The organism is Streptomyces sp. NPDC017202, assembly GCF_044331705.1.
Lineage (GTDB): Bacteria > Actinomycetota > Actinomycetes > Streptomycetales > Streptomycetaceae > Streptomyces.
Genome location: NZ_JBIRNP010000017.1, coordinates 1 through 16681 on the forward strand (window position 1 = coordinate 1; position 16681 = coordinate 16681).

The window sequence follows — 16681 nt, forward strand, 5'->3', positions numbered from 1 at the left end:
CCCGCGGAGCGGGTACCCCATCGCTGCGCGATGGGCAAGCGAACACCCGCTCCGCGGGTGCGCTGCTGCTCGCTGCGCGAGCAGTCCACCGTCCCGGCTGCGCCGGGACGGTGACGCTCCCGGAGTTGCGGGGCCTGCGGCCTCGCGAGGTGGCCTCCGCAGCGCTCCAGCCACCTGGAGCGCTGCGCGCTCAAGAAGGCCGGCCCCGCTACGCGGATCAGCCAACGGGCCTACGGCCCGGGCGCCAAGGGCGAGGGGTGGCTGGCTGTGGGAGGTGCTCGTTCGCGTGGATTCCAGCGTATCGCACACGTCGGATGATGCAGCATGTAGTGTTGGCAGAACCATGAGGGGTCCTACGTTGCGGAGTGATGAAATGCAAAGTGTGCTGGCACTGCTTGGAGCAATTCTTGGTGGAACTCTGGTTCTCTTCGGCGATTTCATTCGACGGAGAGTCGAAAGGCGCAAAGAGGAAGTGAATAGACTCGTAGAAGTAAGTGCGCGGCTCTCCTCTATGTACAACCGGCTGTGTGGGCAGATAATTGACGCTTCTATAGCTGGTGTAGCGGTGTCAGATCTGGCCGTTGCAGATCCGCTCCGCTACGAAGTGACGACCCAGTTCTTCATGACTCCTGGTAGTGAGCAACTCCGTTCTCAGGCTTCGCGTCTGATGGATGCGTACTACCGGCTTCGGGATTCATACGGGCAGGATTCGGCCTGGGCCGCGGCTCGCGATGAACATGGCTTGGCGGTGCGTGAGTTCGAAGCTGCTGTTCGTGCCATCCTCCACCGCAATCACATCTGACGTTCTACTGAGTCTTTATCATTGCCGAGGTTAGAGAGGTGAGGAGGGTCTGTGATTCAGCTCAGGGAGCACCAGTTAGAGCAGAAGTCGAGTTTCCGAAAGTGGGTCGGATTTCCTGCAAGGTCATCTGTGCCGCCTCAGGGTGCCCGTGGCACGATCGTGTCAGCGACCGGGTCCGGTAAAACGATCATGGCTGCCGCAAGTGCGCTCGAGTACTTCCCGCACGGCCGGATCCTCGTGGCCGTGCCGACTCTGGACCTGCTCGTGCAGACCGCCCAGGCGTGGCGGCTGGTGGGCCACCGGGCGCCGATGGTCGCGGTGTGCTCGCTGGAGAACGATGCGGTACTGAGTGAGCTGGGGGTGCGCACCACCACCAACCCGATCCAGCTCGCCCTGTGGGCCGGGAAGGGGCCGGTCGTCGTGTTCGCCACGTACGCCTCCCTCGTGGACCGCGACGACCCGGAGGACTCGACGGGCCAGCGGAAGGTGCGCGGGCCGCTGGAGGCCGCCCTGATCGGCGGGGAGCGGCTCTACGGCCAGCAGATGGCAGGCTTCGACCTCGCCATCATCGACGAAGCCCACTCAACCGTAGGCGATCTTGCCAGACCTTGGGCAGCGATCCACGACAACACCCGCATCCCCACCGACTTCCGGCTCTACCTGACCGCGACTCCACGCATCCTCGCCGCGCCCCGGCCGCAGAAGGGCGCGGACGGCCAGGAGGCGGAGATTGCGACCATGGCCGACGACCCGGAGGGCACCTACGGCGCGTGGCTCGCCGAGCTCGGACTCTCGGAGGCGATCGAGCGGGGCATCCTCGCTGGGTTCGAGATCGACGTCCTCGAGATCCGCGACCCCTCCCCTGTCCTCGGGGAATCGGAGGAGGCCCGGCGGGGCCGGCGCCTGGCGCTGCTGCAGACCGCACTCCTGGAGCACGCCGCGGCGTACAACCTCCGTACGGTCATGACGTTCCACCAGAAGGTCGAGGAAGCCGCCGCGTTCGCAGAGAAGCTGCCCGAGACGGCAGCCGCGCTGTACATGAACGACTCCACCGACGACGACCTGGCCGCCGCGAGCCGGCTGCCGAAGTCGTCGATCGACGCGGCCTTCTACGAGCTGGAGCCGGGCCGCCACGTCTCCCCGGAGCGGGTGTGGTCGGCATGGCTGTGCGGTGACCACCTCGTCGCCGAGCGCCGCGAGGTGCTCCAGCAGTTCGCCAACGGCATCGACGCCGCCGGGCGTCGGGTGCACCGGGCGTTCCTCGCCAGCTGCCGCGTCCTGGGGGAAGGCGTGGACATCACCGGCGAACGGGGAGTCGACTCGGTCTGCTTCGCCGACACCCGCGGCTCCCAGGTCGAGATCGTGCAGAACATCGGCCGCGCGCTCCGGCTCAACAAGGACGGCTCCACGAAGGTCGCGCGGATCATCGTGCCCGTCTTCCTCGAGCCCGGCGAGGACCCGACCGACATGGTCGCCTCCGCCTCGTATGCCGGGCTGGTCGCTGTGCTCCAAGGCCTACGCAGCCACGATGAGCGCCTGGTCGAGCAGCTCGCCTCACGCGCGCTCACCAGCGGCAAGCGCAAGGTCCACGTGCAGCGTGACGAGGACGGGCGGATCATCGGAGCCGGCGGGGAGAGTGATGGCGAGGACCAGGCGCAGAACGGCACCGATGCCGCTGCCGAGTCAGCCCTGCTCCACTTCTCCAGCCCGCGCGACGCGGCCACGATCGCGGCCTTCCTGCGCACCCGGGTCTACCGGCCAGAATCCCTGGTCTGGCTGGAGGGCTACCAGGCCCTGCTGCGGTGGCGGGCGGAGAACGAGATCACCAGTGTCTACGCCGTGCCCTACGACGTGGAGGTCGAAGTGGGGGCGACGAAGGCGTTTCCGCTTGGCCGGTGGGTCCACCAGCAGCGCAAGGCCCTGCGGGCCGGGGAACTCGAGCCACGGCGCAAGACGCTGCTCGATGCCCCCGAGGCCGGGATGGTCTGGGAACCCGGTGAGGAAGCGTGGGAGAACAAGCTCGCCGCGCTGCGGTCCTACCGGCGGGCCATGGGGCACCTCGCACCCCGCCAGGACGCCGTGTGGGGCGAGAGCGAAGCCGAGGGCCTGGTTCCGGTCGGCCAGCACATGGCCAACCTCCGCAGGAAAGGCGGCCTCGGCAAGGACCCGGAACGGGTGCGAGTGCGCGCGGCGCAGCTGGATGCGGTCGACCCCGACTGGAATTGCCCGTGGCCGCTGGACTGGCAACGCCACTACCGCCACCTCGCCGACCTCGCCGCCGACGAGCCTGGTGGGGTACTGCCCGACATCCACCCCGGCGTACTCATGGACGGCGACGACATCGGACGATGGCTGGAGCGGCAGAAGAACCCGAGCACCTGGAAGCTGCTGTCGAGCGAACAGCAGCAGCGGCTGGCGAAGCTGGGCGTGCAGCCCGCTCAGGACCCGGCTCCCGCCCTGGCGACCGCGCGTACGGCGAAGAGCCCGACCAAGGCACAGCAGGCCTTCCAACGCGGCCTCGCGGCCCTCACGCAGTGGGTGAAACGGGAAGGCGCGGACCGGCCGGTGCCGAGGGGGCACAGCGAAGAGATCGCGGTCGACGGCGAGGCGGAGCCGGTGACCGTGAAGCTGGGCGTATGGATCTCCAACACGAAATCGAGGAGGGATCGGCTGGACGCCGACCAGCTCGCCGCCCTCGCCAAGCTGGGCATCAACTGGGCATGACGAACAGTTCGGGCGCAGCGGAATTGAGTCTGGCCCGTCACACGGGTCTGGTGAGCTTTGGGGAGGGCCGGTAGTGAGCGACTCCCGCGTAGGACATCCCCAGGGAGACAGTGAGGATCTTGGCGTCGAGTTCGTCGGCGAGAGCAAGCAGACGTGTGGAGCGCAGAACTCGGGGCAGCAGGTCGGCGGGCGCGAGGCTGTCGCGGATATGGGCGGCGCTGGCAGGTCCGTGGTGTGTTCGGGTGAGCCTGGTGACGAGCAGGTGGCGATTGCCCGTACCGAGTCGGCGCCGGTGCTCCTGGCAGCGCTGCAGCGCCTTCCACGTCGCGCTGTCCAGTGGGAGGTGCACTGATCTGCCGGGAAAGCGGACGCTGTGGCGGTCGGGGTCGATGTCGGCGTCGGTGAACCGGCGCAGTTCGGTGATGGTTGCTGCGTGGAGGAGAGCGGCGAGGCCGATGAAGGCCTCGTGCGGGTGGATGTCGTGGTTGGTGGCCCACCGTTCGTACAGGGTGCGCTGCCTGGCCGGGGTGAGGGTGGGTCCGTGAAATCCCCTCTGCTGGACGGCGGTGATCGGGTCCGTGGGGTTGTGGAGGATGGCCCTGGAGTGGTGGGCGTGGGCGAAGAACTGACGCATGCCCGCGAGGTGGGAGGCGCGGCGGGCCGGGGCCAGGGCAAGGAAGGACTCCAGGTCTGCGGTGGTGACGCTTGCCCAGGCCCTGTGTCCCTCAAGGTGGAGGGCCAGGTCGCGGATGGTGTCCAGGCGGATCTCAACGGTCTCCAGCCGGTTCGGGCGCAGCCCGAGCTGCTGGGCTCGCTCGCGCTGGAGCAGCAGGAAATCTGCGAAGGCGGCGGCCTGGGGGCGCAGCGGGCCGGGGACGGCCCCGATGCGGCGGGTGCGGCGGGCTGCTGCGCGCCGGTCGGCGAGGTCCGGTGGCGGGGCGAGGCGGCCGTGAGCGCGGAAGAAATCGGTGAGCGCTCCCACGAGTTCGGGTGCGCTGCTGCGGGCGTGCGCGAGCAGTTCTCCGGGGTCGCCGGTCGCGACCGCGGTGATCAGACGTGCGGTGGCGGCGACGACGTCGGCCGCGTAGATGGGGTGGCGGTGATCTGCGAGGTGTGCGGCAAAGTCGCTCCACCAGGGTGGTACGGCAGGCATGCGCTCGGCCCAGCCGACCGCACGGGTGATGACGGTGTGGGGTGAGTGCTCGTAGCAGGATTTACACAGGCCCTTGGCCCACTGGCCGCTGGTGCCACAGCGTTCACAGTATGCCGGGGGCGGTGCGGTGGCCGGGTCGGTGCAGGTCCGGCAGCGCCGGGTCGCCGCGTCGAGGGTGCGCCGGCGCCCGCAGTGCCGGCACGGGCCCCGTGCCCGTCGGCCTTCCGAGTGGTGTCGGCAGGCCGCGCACAGGTCCTGGGCGGATCGCCGTGGAGCGCCGCACAGGGCGCAGGTCCGTGAGCACCAGGCGCAGTGGCCGGTGTCGGGGCGCAGCCGGCGCAGGCGATGGCAGGCCGGGCAGGTGTCCCTGGCCGTCCGGGGTACGGCAGCGGCAAAAGGCGCGGGTGGGTTCGCGGCGGGCTCGGGTGCGGTCACAGCGGTGGCAGTGATCGGTGGCGGGACGCGGGCTGCTGCTGCGGAGGCTGCCGGTCGGGGACCGGGTCGGGGCGCGGCTGAGGCATTGAGGGTGCGGTGGATCCGGGCAGGGTCAGCAGGTCGCCGGGAGTGCAGTCGAGGGCGGCGCACAGTGCGGTCAGGGTGGACAGCTTCACCTGGGAAGGCTGTTTGGTGAAGAGGGCAGACACCGATGCCGCGGACAGTTCGAGACCGGCGCGCTCGGCCAGGAGACGGCGCAGTTCGGTGCCGGTCCAGATACCGCGCTGTGCCGCGGTCATGCGCAGTTTCCACTCCACCGGTGGTGGGGCGGGGGTCTCCACGGCACGCAGCGGAGGTGTTGTCACGGGGAGTCCTGGGGGTCAGCCGGCCAGGCCGGTCAGGGCTCGGGACGTGGCGCGGCGCCAGGCGTCCTCGACGAAGGTGAGGCAGGGCCGGACGTAGGCCATGGTGGAGGCGATGTGCTCGTGGCCGAGCAGCTGCTGGACGGTGATCAGGTCCATGCCCTGTTCGTAGTGGTGGGTGGCGCAGGCGCGGCGCAGGTCGTGCGGGGTGAACTGGGCACCTTCGATGCGGGCTTCGGTGTCCAGAAGGCGGGCCAGGCGGTCGCGTACGGTTTCCGGCTTCAGCGCCTCACCGTGGGCGTCGCAGAACAGTGCGGCGGTATCGGGAAACAGGGGGCGGATGTCGCTCTGGTACCAGGCAAGGATCCGGTCCAGGCCGTCCAGCATCGGGGCCCATCTCGGGCGTGGTCCCGAGGCGTTGGCCGCCTTGCCGAACCGCACGTGGAGCTTGCCGGACGGGCCGAGTTCGGGGTGGACGTCGCACAGTTCCAGGCGGAGGGCTTCACTCAGCCGCGGCGCGCAGTGGTACAGGGTGCGCCACAGCGCGTAGTCCCGGGCCGCGGCCGGGTAGTCGGACACGGTGGCCAGGCGGGCGCGGGCATGGGCGAAGAAGGCCGTGAGGCGTTCGGCGGTGGGCGGCAGCCGTTGCGCGGGCTCGTCCCGGACGTGGCGCAGCCGGTTGAAGCGGTCCAGCGGGTCACCCACGGTGGCTCCGTACAGGGCGCGGATCTCACTCGCGTAGCGCAGGCGTACGAACGTGTGGAAGGCGCGCAGCATGTCCAGGTAGCGGCGTCTGGTTCCCGCGGTCCGGCCCGCGAGCAGCAGGGTGTGGAGCATCGCGTCCACATGGGCGGGCTCGATCTGCCACACCGGGCGGTCGAAGTGGGCCAGCACCCGGGGAAGCAAGGAGGTATAGGCGCCGATCGTCGTCGGGGCGAACCCCCGCACCACCCACGTCGCGGCGAACGCCCGGACACAGCCGGCCTGGAACACCCACACGTCCCGTGCCCGTCCGGCATCGGGGTCCCAGTCAGCGAGCCCGCCCTCCACCAGCCGGAGAAAAGGCCTCTCCCCCACACTCCACCACCATCACGTCGATGACCCCCGCTCAAGGCAGCACCTGAATCCTGCGCGCGCCACCGATGTCATCAACGAGACAGCTGGAGAAAGGCAACTCCCGCCTCACAAACAACCCCGCACCCCACACGCCGGTCCCGGAAGGCGCTGTGCCTCGTCCAGGACCAGCACGCGGGGCTGTCTCAACGCGTTTACCAGCATCAAGTCGGCCTCCCCCGCCCCGCGCGGCAGACGCCTGCCCAGCTCGAGGGCGTCCGCGAGTACCCGGCGCAGTTCGGGCACCGTCGGGTGCACACCGACGTGGACCCGGCGGACCCTGGCCGGGTGCGGCAGCTGGGACAGGGCGTACTGCAACGCGACGGTCTTGCCCTGGCCGGCGTCGCCGTGCAGACACACCACCGCCCCCACCGCGGCCGCGTGCGCGACCGTCCGCAGCACCGACCGCACAGCGGACGTGTGCACCACCTGCGCATCCGGGACCAGGACCGGGACCTGCGCCAGGTGCTTCTGCTCCCGCAGAAACACCTGCCCACCGACGCCTTGACCGGCCACGACGTTCAAGCCCAGCTCGCTGAGCGGATCAAGCCTGCTCGGCCCGGCCACCACAGGCTCCCGCTCGACCACCAACGCCCGCCCCGCCCGACGGTCCCTGCGGATCACCCGATGCAGCGTCGACGCCGACGGAACCAAGGCCCCGCCGCTGGCAGCGGCCAGCCGGCGCCTCAGCTCAGCGACATTCCCTCCGACCTCGCCCAGCAGCGCTCACACCTCGTCCGACACCGCATACCCCTGCCGGACCGGCGCCTCCACCTGCCCAGTCGCCTTCGCCTGCTCCAGCCAGCGCCACACCGTACGCTCCGAGACACCTACCGTCTCCGCGACCGTACGCACATGCCGCGTCGTGAGCTCCCCCGCCTGCTGCCGCTCCAGCAGACGACGCACCACCAACCCCCTGGGCAGCACAGACCCACGACCGGCCCTTACCTCTTGATCCACGCCCCGATCACACCGGCCTGGCACACCTCACCGCATAAGAACTCACGAACCTGAGACAGCATCAGCTGCCATGCGATAAAGCCCCACGACAGTGATCCCACCCCTCAATCTCTCACCTCATGACAGCGGACCACCTACCCGCAAACACCTACTGACCAGCCCCGCAACACCAGCCCCTGGACCAGCACGACCGACTCTCACCACCACCGACACCAACCCGAGAGATCGCAGTCGCGTGCGACGCCCATGGTGTACCTCTCGATCCCGGACTTGGTCGCCGCGTAGTCGGCAAGGCCGGGGGCGCCGACCCGGGAGCCCAGCCCGGAACTCACCGTGATGACGCGGCCGCCCGTGCGCAGCACTCGGGAGGCGGCCCGGATGACGGAGATCACGCCGAGGTAGTTGGTGGCGTGCATCCGGTCCAGTGCGGCGGTGTCGGCGTCCGGGTCGTCCACCGTGCCGGCCACGGAGATCGCCGCGTTGTTGACGAGGATGTCCAGGCCGCCGAAGTGCGCGACTACGTCGTCGATCAGCGCCGGCGCCCTGCTCGGCCAGCAGTCGTACGGTCGCGGCTCCCAGTCCGCGCGATCCTCCGGTGACCAGGGCGACCTTGCCCGTGAGTGGCTTGCTCATTCTTCTCACCTCGTTGATTGATCCTTTCCGGCAGTCGCAACGTTAATTGTTACGACAGCATGCTGCAACCTTCACTGTTACGACTGCCGTAACATGAAGCGTTGTGGCCGAGAGGAGGAGTCCATGAGCGCCAACAGCAGGCTGACCATCGCCGCCCACGCGCTGGCCTGGATCGGCCTCTACCAGCGCCAGGGCCATGAGGTCGCCACCTCCGAGCAGATCGCGACCAGCGCGAACACCAACCCGGTGGTGATCAGACGGCTGCTCGGCGAGCTGCGCAGGGCCGGGCTCGTGGAGTCCCGGCGGGGCGTGGGCGCGGGCTGGTCGCTGGCACGCGAGCTGGAGTCGATGACCCTGCTCGACGTGTACGAGGCAGTGGAACCCGGCCCGCTGTTCGCCATGCACCGCACCATCCCGGACCAGGGATGCGTGGTGGGTCACGGCATCCAGCCGGCAATGCAGAGCATCTACGAGGGCATCGAGGAGACCGTGAGACACGAGCTGGCCCGCGTCACGCTCGCGAACGTACTCCGGGACGTACTCGCGGCACCTCGCTAACGAGCTCGTGCGCGGTAGGCGGTGAGGCGTCGAGGGTGGTGGTGGGGCTCGAGGTTCACTTCTGCCGTGTCGATGTCAGGTCTGCGGTCTGCTGACGGGACAGCAGGCCGGCGATGGCCTGGACGGTGTCGCTGATGTGCTCGCGGCGGCCGAGGCGGCGGGCCAGGGCCCGCCGGTTCTTCAGGTGGGCGATGCCGTGCTCGACACGGATGCGGCGCGAGGAATGCGCTGTGCGCTGTCGCTCGTGCATCTCCTCGTACCGGTCGGGGGCGTTCTTCTTGAACGTGCGGTGCGGTGGGGTGATCACCCGGCCGCCGGTCCGGGCGCCCAGCCCCTGGGAGCCGGCGTCGGTGAGGATCTCGACCGCGGGTCCGTCGGCCAGGAGCGTGACCAGCCCTGACTGGCGGGCGTGGGGGATGTCCGCGCAGCTGCCGGGCCTGGTCGGGCTGCAGAAGAGCACGCGGCCGTCGCCGTCCGTGACGACCATGGTCTTGACCGCGTTCTGCTTGCTCTTGCCGGAGATGAACCTGTCCCGGTCCTTGCGTCCGGAGGCCGGCCGCCGGACGCGGATCTCGGTGCCGTCGATGATGCCGGTCTCCTCACTCGCGCCGAGGTGGTCGACGACCTCGGCCAGGGTCCGCAACCGCACTCCGGGACCGATGGTGCAGCCTCGCTCGGCGAGCAGCGGTCGCACCTCGCCGATGGCGCGGGTGATGGTGGAGCGGTCCACACCGAACCAGCAGGCCAGCACGTCGTGCGTGGCTCCGTGCCGGAGATGGACGAGGGTGGCCAGGAGCCGGTCGACGAAGACCAGCCGGTGCCTCGCGCCGGCACCGATCGCGCGCTTCCGCTGCCGGGACATCAGCTTGGTCTGGTGCTGTTCATGCCACAACGGGCCCAGCTCGGCCACGAGTTCAGCGATCACATCGGCCGACAGGCCCGTGATCCTCCGGTCGCCGATGATCGCTGCACGAGATGCGTTCCCCACCACACGACCATGATCAACGATCACGAGCTCGACGCCTCACCGCCTACCGTGCACGAGCTCGTCAGATGCCGTGTCCGTACCCGGGGTGGGGAGGTTGGCGGGGAGTCCACCACTCCAGAAGTCCCCACACTCCAAGGGCGAGCGCGGCCAGGGCGGCGAGTGTCGCAATCCAGGGACGGCCCACCCAGCGGGTGGTCATCGCCCAGGCCAGAAGCGGAACCAGAGCACCGCCGAGCAGAACGAGCGGGAGATCGATGACGAGCACGCTCAGATCACGGGCATGCCCCTCGAACCCACCGTCGATATTGACCGCAGCCCGGGGTGCCCACGCAAGGGCGGCAGTGGCCGCGCCGAAGCCGGCAAGGAGGCATCCGGCGGCGCCGGTGCTGGTGTCTGAAGGGGTGTTCATGTCCTGTCCAGTAGATGTGCGCTCTTGTCGGCGACAGACGCCGGTGGCACGGTGCGTGGTTCCGCTTGCACGGTCAAGCGCTTGCTTCGGCTCCTGCGCGTCCACCCTGTCGTCGGCCAGGCCGGCGTTGCCGGGGCGCCGGCGGGCGGCGGTGGGGCGGGGCGGGTGAGGGGCTCGGCGAGGGCGTGCAGGTGGTTGAGGACAGCCGACTGGTCACCGGCGAGGCCGGTACCGGTGCGCCACACGAAGTTCAGCAGACCGGACCACGCCCGGCCGGCGAACTCCGCCGCATCGAGAACATAAGGACTGGCCGGAGCGGGCAGGGCGCGGCTCAGTGTGAGAGCGGCGAGGACGGCCTCGGCCACCCCGGCGGGAAAAGCACCAGGGCGGCGGGCGGCGTTCGCGGTAGCGGCGAGGTAGAACGCGGCGAGCTTCGGCCGGGCCAGGGCGGCGAGCACGTGGGGGACGTCGGCGGTCCAGGCAGCGGGGGCGGCCGCCACGAGGCACTGCAGCACGATCGCGTAGCCGGCGGCGCCCGCGTCCGGGGCGCCTGCGAGGGCGGCGGCGGCCGCGAGCGGTCCGGCCGCGGCGGCCAGCTCCCGCAGGTCCTCAAGGGCGACGTCGGTGTGATGGCGCGAGTGCGGGCGGACGGCGGTCCGCGGGTCGGGCGGGTCGGCCGGCCCCCGCTGGCGCAGCGCGGCCAGCAGCGGCGCGAAGCCGGCCAGCAGCGGCGCGGGGAGGACCGGCGACCAGGCCCAGACGCGCAACCAGGAGGCGAGCGGCTCGTCCCGGCGGCCGGCCTCGTCCACGCCGGCGGCGGGCAGGAATCGGTCGATCTCCTCGGCGGCGGGGACCGGACCGAGTGCCGCGCAGGCCTGCTGGTGCAGGCCATCAGCCCGCTCGGGCGGGCAGGCGTCCAGCACGCGGGCGGCGGTGATCACCCCACCGCACCGCACCGCACGTTCAAGAAGAACGCCCCGACCGGTACGAGGAGATGCACGAGCGCCGGCGCACAGCACACTCCTCACGCCGTGTCCGCGTCGAGCACGGCATCGCCCATCCGAGGAACTGGCAGGCCCTGGCCCGCCACCTCGGCCGCCGCGAGCACATGAGTCACACCGTCCAGGCCGTCGCCGGCCTGCTGTCCCACCAGCAGACCGTGGACCTGAAGCCGGCACGGCAGACGTGAACCCGGGCCACACCGAAGCTCGCGACGCCTCACCGCCCACCGTGCACGAGCTCGTCAGGGGGTGTCCGGAAAGCAGTGTCGTCTGCCCGGCGAGCCGGACGGGACTTTCCGAACACCTCAGAAAAGCCCCTGGTACCGGGGCCGGCGGTGGCGGAGGCCGTCGAGGACGTCGCGTAGCCAGGGGGCCCGCGCCTCCGGCTGCCGGGCGAGGGTCCGTGCGAAGATCGCCCCGTCGGGGCGGAAGATCCAGTTCGGGCGCAGCGGCAGCGGCTCGTCGCGCAGGACGTCCCGGGCCAGACGGCCGCTCGCCGGCAGCGGCAGCGACGGCGGCTCGCCGAAAGCGAGGCACAGCCATACGGCGGCGGCCAGTGGCACGACGACCGGCCGCCGGCCGTCCCGCACTCTCGCCGGCCCCCACGCCTCGCCCGTCTCCGGGTGCCGCGGTACAAGGACGAGGTCCGCGGACCCGTCCGACGCGGGTAGTCCTGGTCCCGCGAGGACCATCCGGTTCGCCCGTGCCCCCGGGACCCGCGGCAACAGACCGTCCAGCGTGTGCCGGAACACCTCCGCCACCCGGCCCTCCGGCACGTCCACGGGCCGGCCCTCCGAGGCCGCCACCACATGGGCCAGGGCCGCGCCGACCGCTGCCTCCCAGACCGGGCTCCAGTGCCCGAGCTGGTCCGCGGGCGGGACGATTCGGCGCTCGGTGAGCAGAGCCTCCCACGTGAGCGGCTCCGGCGGCGGTCCGGCTGCGACACGGCGTACCGCGTTCGGATCCAGCCACACCGCCTGCCAGAGCGAGCAGTCGTCGATGCGGGTGGCGACCAGGGCGCCACAGGCCAGGCACGCCAGGTTCGGGCCGTCGGCCCCGTTGATGCCGCAGCAGGACCCCTCGCCGCGCCGCTCGGGGACCAGCGCCGTGCCCCACGAGTCGCCAGGAGCGATGAGTACCGCCCCTGGAGGACCGTACGAAATCCCCCAGACGGGCGCATACCAGCCCAGCGCCTCGGTCTCCCCTTCCGGGAGGTCCTCCCAGCGGCGCCACGGCGGCCCGGACGGCAGCGGGTCGACGGCGAAGGTGCCCTCGTCCATCAGGACCGGCATCGACACGCCGTTGCCGTAGCCCTGGTGGGCGTGGTCGGGAAACTCGACCCGGTGCAGGGGGGCGGTCAGTTCCGTCTCGCATCCCGCACAGACGAATAGGAACAAACATCCTCCTGTCCGCGAACAGGCGGATCGTCCCACTTCGACGACCGTGCGCCAACTTGTTTTCCTCCCGCCGCGGGGCCGACCCGCAAGCGGCAGGATGCGCGGCCACGCCGCGGTTACGACCTTCCGGCGGTGAGCTGGTCGGCGGCTTCGGCGTCGGTCATCAGCGGCACCTGAGCGGGGCGGGCGTCACCGTCCTGCGCAACGTGGACGCCGCCGGGGCGGACGCTGCTCTTGCGGGCGGGGTCGACTACCGGGGCGCGCCGTGTGCCGCGGGCGGAGTGCCGGTACCCGGTGGCGGCACGCCCCACGGTTCGTCAGGCGTCGGCGAGAAGGGGGTCGTACGGGGTGTTCGTGCGCCGGCCTGACATGAAGGAAAGGAAGTCGCCCACGAAGGCGCTGCGGCCGTAGGTGCCCTCGGCTGTGGTGGTGAGGTCGCGTTGGAAGGCGGTGCGGAAGAGCGTCCTGTGCTCGTCCGCGTCGATGGTCCCGCTGCCGTCCTTGTCGGTGGCGTCGAAGAGCACCTCGGCGACGCGGATGAGCGCGGGACCGGCGAGGGAGGGGACGGCGGCAGCGTACTCGTCGGCACTGACGCGGCCGTCGCCGTCCGTGTCGAGAGTGGCCTGGAGTTCGCGCCACCAGGCGGCGAAGGCGTCGTAGAGGCGGGTCTCCTCGGGTTCGTCCAGGTCGAGGCGGGTGGCCAGTTCGCGTGCCATGGCGGCGAGGTCAGGCCAGTCGAGGTGGCCGTCGCCGGTCTGGTCCAGCACCTGACGGAAGAACTCCTCCGCCGAGCGCCGGCCCTCTCCCGTCGCCCGCGAGGCGGCCGGGACCGGATCGGGACCGGTCTCGTCGCTCAGTGGTGTGAGGAGGCGGAGCAGGGCGGAGGCCCGCTTCATGCGGGCGCGCAGTACGGCCACGGTCCGGGCGCGGGGGTCGTCGCTGTCGGGTGGGAGGGACAGGGCCTCGATGACGGTTTCGGCGTCGACCCAGCCCTCAGGCAGGAATCGGGTGAGCCCGGCGGCCAGGTAGGCGCCCTGCATGAGGGTCGGGGCGCCGGGCATCTCGGGCAGGCCGGCCCTGCGCCGGTACGGCTCGGGGAGCGATGCGACGGTGATCGCGCCGAGAAGCGGACCGACGACGGCCCGGCCGGCGGCCCACAGTGTCGGTGCGCCGGCGAGCAGCGCGGGGGCGGGCAGGTGGTCGAAGAGCCGGTAGAGGATGATGCGGGCTGCCTCGGTGTTCTCCAGCTCGTCCTCTACGACCCTGTCGAAGTACCGCCAGAAGTCCTTCAGGTCTTCGGGGAGTTCTCCGGCGTCACCGTCGAGCGCGGCGAGGAACACGCGGTACTCGGCGTACATGCGCTCCATGGCGTCCTGGTCGAGCGGCTGGCCGCTCAGTCGGCACATGCTGACGGCGCTTTCGAAGAGGGTGGCGACCACCCAGGCGCGGGTCGCGCGGTCCATGGCGTCGTAGGCGCGGCCGCGGGAGTCGGAGCCGCTCATGCGGGCGTGCAGCCTGTTGAGCCGGGCGGCCTCCCGCTCGCGTACCGCCGGATCGGCGTCGAACATGCGCCGCATGCTGAGGAAGGTGTTGCGCAGCCGGCGCCAGGGGTGGGCGACGAAGGTGGAGTTGTCGACGAGTGCAGCACCGATCTGCGGGTGGGCGGCCTCCAACACGGTGGCGCGGATCACGGCCAGCGCCCAGCGCGGGTCGTCGAAGAAGGCTCTGAACTGCGACTGCGGCCCGAACAAGGGTGTTTCGTCGGCCGTTGTGGGGGCTCCAGTCGTCATGACGGGTCTCCGTTCGTCTGGGGCGGCACGCCGCCGAAGCGGCGGTCACGGCACCGGTAGGTGTGCAGGCAGGCGAGGAAGTCCGGGGCCCGGAAGTCCGGCCAGAGCGCCTCGGGGAAGACCCACTCGGCGTAGGCGACCTGCCAGAGCATGAAGTTCGAGATGCGCTGCTCGCCGGAGGTGCGGATGACGAGGTCCACGTCGGGGGTGTCGGGGAACGGCAGGTGGTCCGCGAAGAGCCGCTCGGTCACCTCCTCGGCGGGCGTCCCGCTTCGGATCAGCGACCTGGCGGCCTCCACGATGTCCCGGCGTCCGCCGTGGTCGAAGGCGACGGTCAGCGTCATCCCCCGGCTGTCGGCGGTCAGCGTCGCCAGATCCTCGAAATCCCGAGCCAGCTCACGTGGGATGCGCGGGTCCGCAGCCCCGAGGAAGCGGCAGCGGATGCCGCGGGCGAGCAGCAGCGGCGCGTGCTTGCGCACCACCCGGCGGACCAGGCGCATCAGGTAGTCGACCTCGGGACCAGGACGGTTCCAGTTCTCGGTGGAGAAGGCGTACAGGCTGAGCCACTCGACGCCGGCCGCCCGGGCGGCCTCGATGATGTCGATGACGGTGGTCTCCGCGGCCCGATGCCCCGCCGTCCGGGGAAGCGAGCGCCGCTGAGCCCAACGGCCGTTGCCGTCCATCACGCAGGCCACGTGCCGCGGCACCGCACGCACCGGCCCGTCGACTCGCCACTGCTCGTCGCTGTCCTGTCGCCCACCCGGCCGGTCCCCCGTCGCCGCGCGTGCGCGCCGGACGTCCTGGCCCCTCACACCCGGCCCCGTCTCATCCGCAGCGGCACGCTCGGCCCTACCGCGCTCGGTCACGCCCACCCCGTATCGCCCCATCCGCGCGCCCCACCGGAGCGTCCGTCTTCAGGAGTCTGGCGGAACGGAAGGGGCCTGACCGGCCACATGGGGGCCCGTCACCCTCTGCTCATGTGCACGATTCCCTTCGGCATCGGCAGCCTTCTCCGAGGACTGGCGTGACTTGCCCCAGACCTCGGCGTACCGCGACCTGTCGGTCGGAGCGGCCGTCCCGGGATGTTCCCACCGCCCTCGCGTGCCGGATCGCGGTCCGGGGTGCACAGCGCGGTGAACGCGTTGTCGTCGAACCCGTGCGCAGACCACCCGTCAGGCGGCCGTCAACGCGCGGGCCGGGGCGCGACCGCATCCAGGAATCCGCGAACCTGCGCGCTCATGACCGCACGGCGCAGAAGTTCCGCCGCCAGGAGCAGCGCCGCCAGTACGCCGAAGCCCAGCTCATCGTGCTCGGAGCGCCGCTCATCGTGCTCGGAGCGCCGCTTCCGCGGGCCGGATGCAACCCGGCCGTCCGGCTCTGGGAGGGAGGCCCTGGTCGCGGTCGGCGCCCGCAACGTACGGCACCGCGGAGCGCACCGTTTCCGCGGACGGTTGCCGCGTGTTGCCGCTCGGCCGAAGACGCTACCGGGACGGCGGGTCTTCGGCCGATGACTGCCGTCCAAGACACCCTTCCTCGCGCCGGGTCGGTCGGCATCCCTGCCGCCTCCGAGTGGTGCCGGTGACGGAACGGCCGACGGGCGGTCGGCGGGTCAAGGAGTTGTGTTCTGTACGAGCGGTTCTGCTTGTGCGTCTTGGGCGGCTGCGACGCTGCAGGCTGCGCGCACCAAGGCGGCAACGGCTGGGGAGCGGGCGTCCTGCGGCCAGGCGACGGCCAGGGTGGAGTCGGGGAGATCGCTGACCGGGTGGTAGGCGATTCCGGGGCGCGGGTAGCGCTGGGCTACCGAGGTGGGGGCGAAGAAGGCAAGGGTGCCGGTCTCGACGAGGCTGAAGATCTCTGACAGGTTCGACGGCGGCCGTGCCGCATCGGGTCGATGGCCGTTCCCAACGGGGCGTCCGTGGTTTGCCGGGGCTCCTCCGGGGACTGTGCGGCCGGTCAGGTCGTCCAGGCAGAGCGTGGTCCGGGCGGCCAGCGGGTCGGCGGCTGCAAGGGCGACCAGCACCGGCTCGGTCAGCAGCAGCTCGCTGTCCAGGCCGCGGTCGTCGAAGGGAGACAGGACGAGGCCCACGTCGGCGCGGCCGTCGCGCAGGGCCTGTGGCTGTTCGCCGAATCCCCCGAGGATCAGTTCTGGCGGCAAGGAGGCGCCGTCGGCGTTGCAGGTGTCCAGGATCTGCGGCAGCAGGCCGCCGTCGATGTCGGCCTTGAGGGCGATCCGCAGTCGCGATGAGGAGCACCCCCGCCTCTCGGGCCCGGTGGTCGGCAGCGGTGATCGCCTCCCATGCGGTGGAGATGACAGCGGAGGGGCACCGAGGGGATCGCCGCGCACGCGACTGCTGTG

17 protein-coding genes are annotated in these 16681 nt (G+C 70.9%); 4 read left to right on the top strand and 13 right to left on the bottom strand.

The genetic code is table 11. From position 1 onward, the window contains the following. Positions 1-373: 373 nt before the first annotated feature. The gene (locus ACH4N1_RS26570) at positions 374-802 is read left to right on the top strand and encodes a hypothetical protein (protein WP_398100740.1); all 429 of its coding nucleotides are present in this window, start codon (positions 374-376) and stop codon (positions 800-802) included. Positions 803-853: 51 nt separating this feature from the next. After that, positions 854-3526 (top strand): Helicase associated domain protein, encoded by a 2673-nt coding sequence (locus tag ACH4N1_RS26575; RefSeq protein WP_398100742.1) that lies wholly within the window; start codon positions 854-856, stop codon positions 3524-3526. A 37-nt stretch (positions 3527-3563) separates the two neighbouring features. Here the strand turns inward: ACH4N1_RS26575 and ACH4N1_RS26580 are convergent, their stop codons facing one another. The 6 genes from ACH4N1_RS26580 to ACH4N1_RS26605 form a co-directional block, all read right to left on the bottom strand. After that, the gene (locus tag ACH4N1_RS26580; protein ID WP_398100744.1) at positions 3564-4679 is read right to left on the bottom strand and encodes a hypothetical protein; all 1116 of its coding nucleotides are present in this window, start codon (positions 4677-4679) and stop codon (positions 3564-3566) included. Between the two features lie 431 nt (positions 4680-5110). Further along, positions 5111-5479 (bottom strand): helix-turn-helix domain-containing protein, encoded by a 369-nt coding sequence (locus ACH4N1_RS26585; RefSeq protein ID WP_398100746.1) that lies wholly within the window; start codon positions 5477-5479, stop codon positions 5111-5113. A gap of 15 nt (positions 5480-5494) precedes the next feature. Continuing rightward, positions 5495-6553, bottom strand: coding sequence for a tyrosine-type recombinase/integrase (locus ACH4N1_RS26590; RefSeq protein WP_398100747.1), 1059 nt, complete (start codon positions 6551-6553; stop codon positions 5495-5497). Positions 6554-6658: 105 nt separating this feature from the next. Beyond that, positions 6659-7213: an ATP-binding protein gene (locus tag ACH4N1_RS26595; protein ID WP_398100749.1), complete on the bottom strand. Its 555-nt coding sequence runs from the start codon at positions 7211-7213 to the stop codon at positions 6659-6661. Positions 7214-7315: 102 nt separating this feature from the next. After that, positions 7316-7495, bottom strand: coding sequence for a helix-turn-helix domain-containing protein (locus tag ACH4N1_RS26600; RefSeq protein ID WP_398100751.1), 180 nt, complete (start codon positions 7493-7495; stop codon positions 7316-7318). A gap of 251 nt (positions 7496-7746) precedes the next feature. Next, positions 7747-8082 carry an SDR family NAD(P)-dependent oxidoreductase gene (locus ACH4N1_RS26605; RefSeq protein ID WP_398100958.1) on the bottom strand — a complete coding sequence of 112 codons (336 nt, stop codon included), beginning with the start codon at positions 8080-8082 and terminating at the stop codon, positions 7747-7749. 223 nt (positions 8083-8305) lie between these two features. On the opposite strand from ACH4N1_RS26605, the gene ACH4N1_RS26610 reads away from it, so the two are divergent. Next, positions 8306-8740 carry an Rrf2 family transcriptional regulator gene (locus ACH4N1_RS26610; protein ID WP_398100753.1) on the top strand — a complete coding sequence of 145 codons (435 nt, stop codon included), beginning with the start codon at positions 8306-8308 and terminating at the stop codon, positions 8738-8740. Positions 8741-8795: 55 nt separating this feature from the next. Here the strand turns inward: ACH4N1_RS26610 and ACH4N1_RS26615 are convergent, their stop codons facing one another. The 3 genes from ACH4N1_RS26615 to ACH4N1_RS26625 form a co-directional block, all read right to left on the bottom strand. Further along, a complete protein-coding gene (locus ACH4N1_RS26615) occupies positions 8796-9728 on the bottom strand; it encodes a transposase family protein (RefSeq protein WP_398100755.1) in 933 nt (310 codons plus the stop codon). Between the two features lie 61 nt (positions 9729-9789). Further along, positions 9790-10137 carry a hypothetical protein gene (locus ACH4N1_RS26620; RefSeq protein WP_398100757.1) on the bottom strand — a complete coding sequence of 116 codons (348 nt, stop codon included), beginning with the start codon at positions 10135-10137 and terminating at the stop codon, positions 9790-9792. After that, positions 10134-11078 (bottom strand): hypothetical protein, encoded by a 945-nt coding sequence (locus ACH4N1_RS26625; RefSeq protein ID WP_398100759.1) that lies wholly within the window; start codon positions 11076-11078, stop codon positions 10134-10136. Before ACH4N1_RS26625 ends, ACH4N1_RS26620 begins: the two co-directional genes overlap by 4 nt. Before the next feature lie 53 nt (positions 11079-11131). Between ACH4N1_RS26625 and ACH4N1_RS26630 the strand changes: the two genes are divergently transcribed. After that, positions 11132-11326: a hypothetical protein gene (locus tag ACH4N1_RS26630; protein WP_398100761.1), complete on the top strand. Its 195-nt coding sequence runs from the start codon at positions 11132-11134 to the stop codon at positions 11324-11326. Between the two features lie 117 nt (positions 11327-11443). On the opposite strand, the gene ACH4N1_RS26635 is transcribed toward ACH4N1_RS26630, so the two are convergent. The 4 genes from ACH4N1_RS26635 to ACH4N1_RS26650 all read right to left on the bottom strand — a co-directional run bounded on the left by ACH4N1_RS26635 (position 11444) and on the right by ACH4N1_RS26650 (position 16669). Further along, positions 11444-12535 (bottom strand): hypothetical protein, encoded by a 1092-nt coding sequence (locus ACH4N1_RS26635; protein ID WP_398100763.1) that lies wholly within the window; start codon positions 12533-12535, stop codon positions 11444-11446. Between the two features lie 317 nt (positions 12536-12852). After that, on the bottom strand, positions 12853-14325 hold the full coding sequence (locus tag ACH4N1_RS26640) for an oxygenase MpaB family protein (RefSeq protein WP_398100765.1): 1473 nt from the start codon (positions 14323-14325) through the stop codon (positions 12853-12855). After that, on the bottom strand, positions 14322-15041 hold the full coding sequence (uppS, locus tag ACH4N1_RS26645) for a polyprenyl diphosphate synthase (RefSeq protein ID WP_398100960.1): 720 nt from the start codon (positions 15039-15041) through the stop codon (positions 14322-14324). The genes ACH4N1_RS26640 and uppS overlap by 4 nt, the downstream gene beginning before the upstream one ends. A gap of 893 nt (positions 15042-15934) precedes the next feature. Next, positions 15935-16669: a LysR substrate-binding domain-containing protein gene (locus tag ACH4N1_RS26650; RefSeq protein ID WP_398100767.1), complete on the bottom strand. Its 735-nt coding sequence runs from the start codon at positions 16667-16669 to the stop codon at positions 15935-15937. Positions 16670-16681 lie beyond the last annotated feature (12 nt).

Excerpts from the sequence above, each read along its gene's own strand:
- ACH4N1_RS26610 (WP_398100753.1), top strand. The coding sequence starts at position 8,306 with ATGAGCGCCAACAGCAGGCTGACCATCGCCGCCCACGCGCTGGCCTGG.
- ACH4N1_RS26630 (WP_398100761.1), top strand. The coding sequence starts at position 11,132 with ATGCACGAGCGCCGGCGCACAGCACACTCCTCACGCCGTGTCCGCGTC.
- ACH4N1_RS26580 (WP_398100744.1), bottom strand. The coding sequence starts at position 4,679 with ATGCCTGCCGTACCACCCTGGTGGAGCGACTTTGCCGCACACCTCGCA.
- ACH4N1_RS26620 (WP_398100757.1), bottom strand. The coding sequence starts at position 10,137 with ATGAACACCCCTTCAGACACCAGCACCGGCGCCGCCGGATGCCTCCTT.
- ACH4N1_RS26570 (WP_398100740.1), top strand. The coding sequence starts at position 374 with ATGCAAAGTGTGCTGGCACTGCTTGGAGCAATTCTTGGTGGAACTCTG.
- ACH4N1_RS26640 (WP_398100765.1), bottom strand. The coding sequence starts at position 14,325 with ATGACGACTGGAGCCCCCACAACGGCCGACGAAACACCCTTGTTCGGG.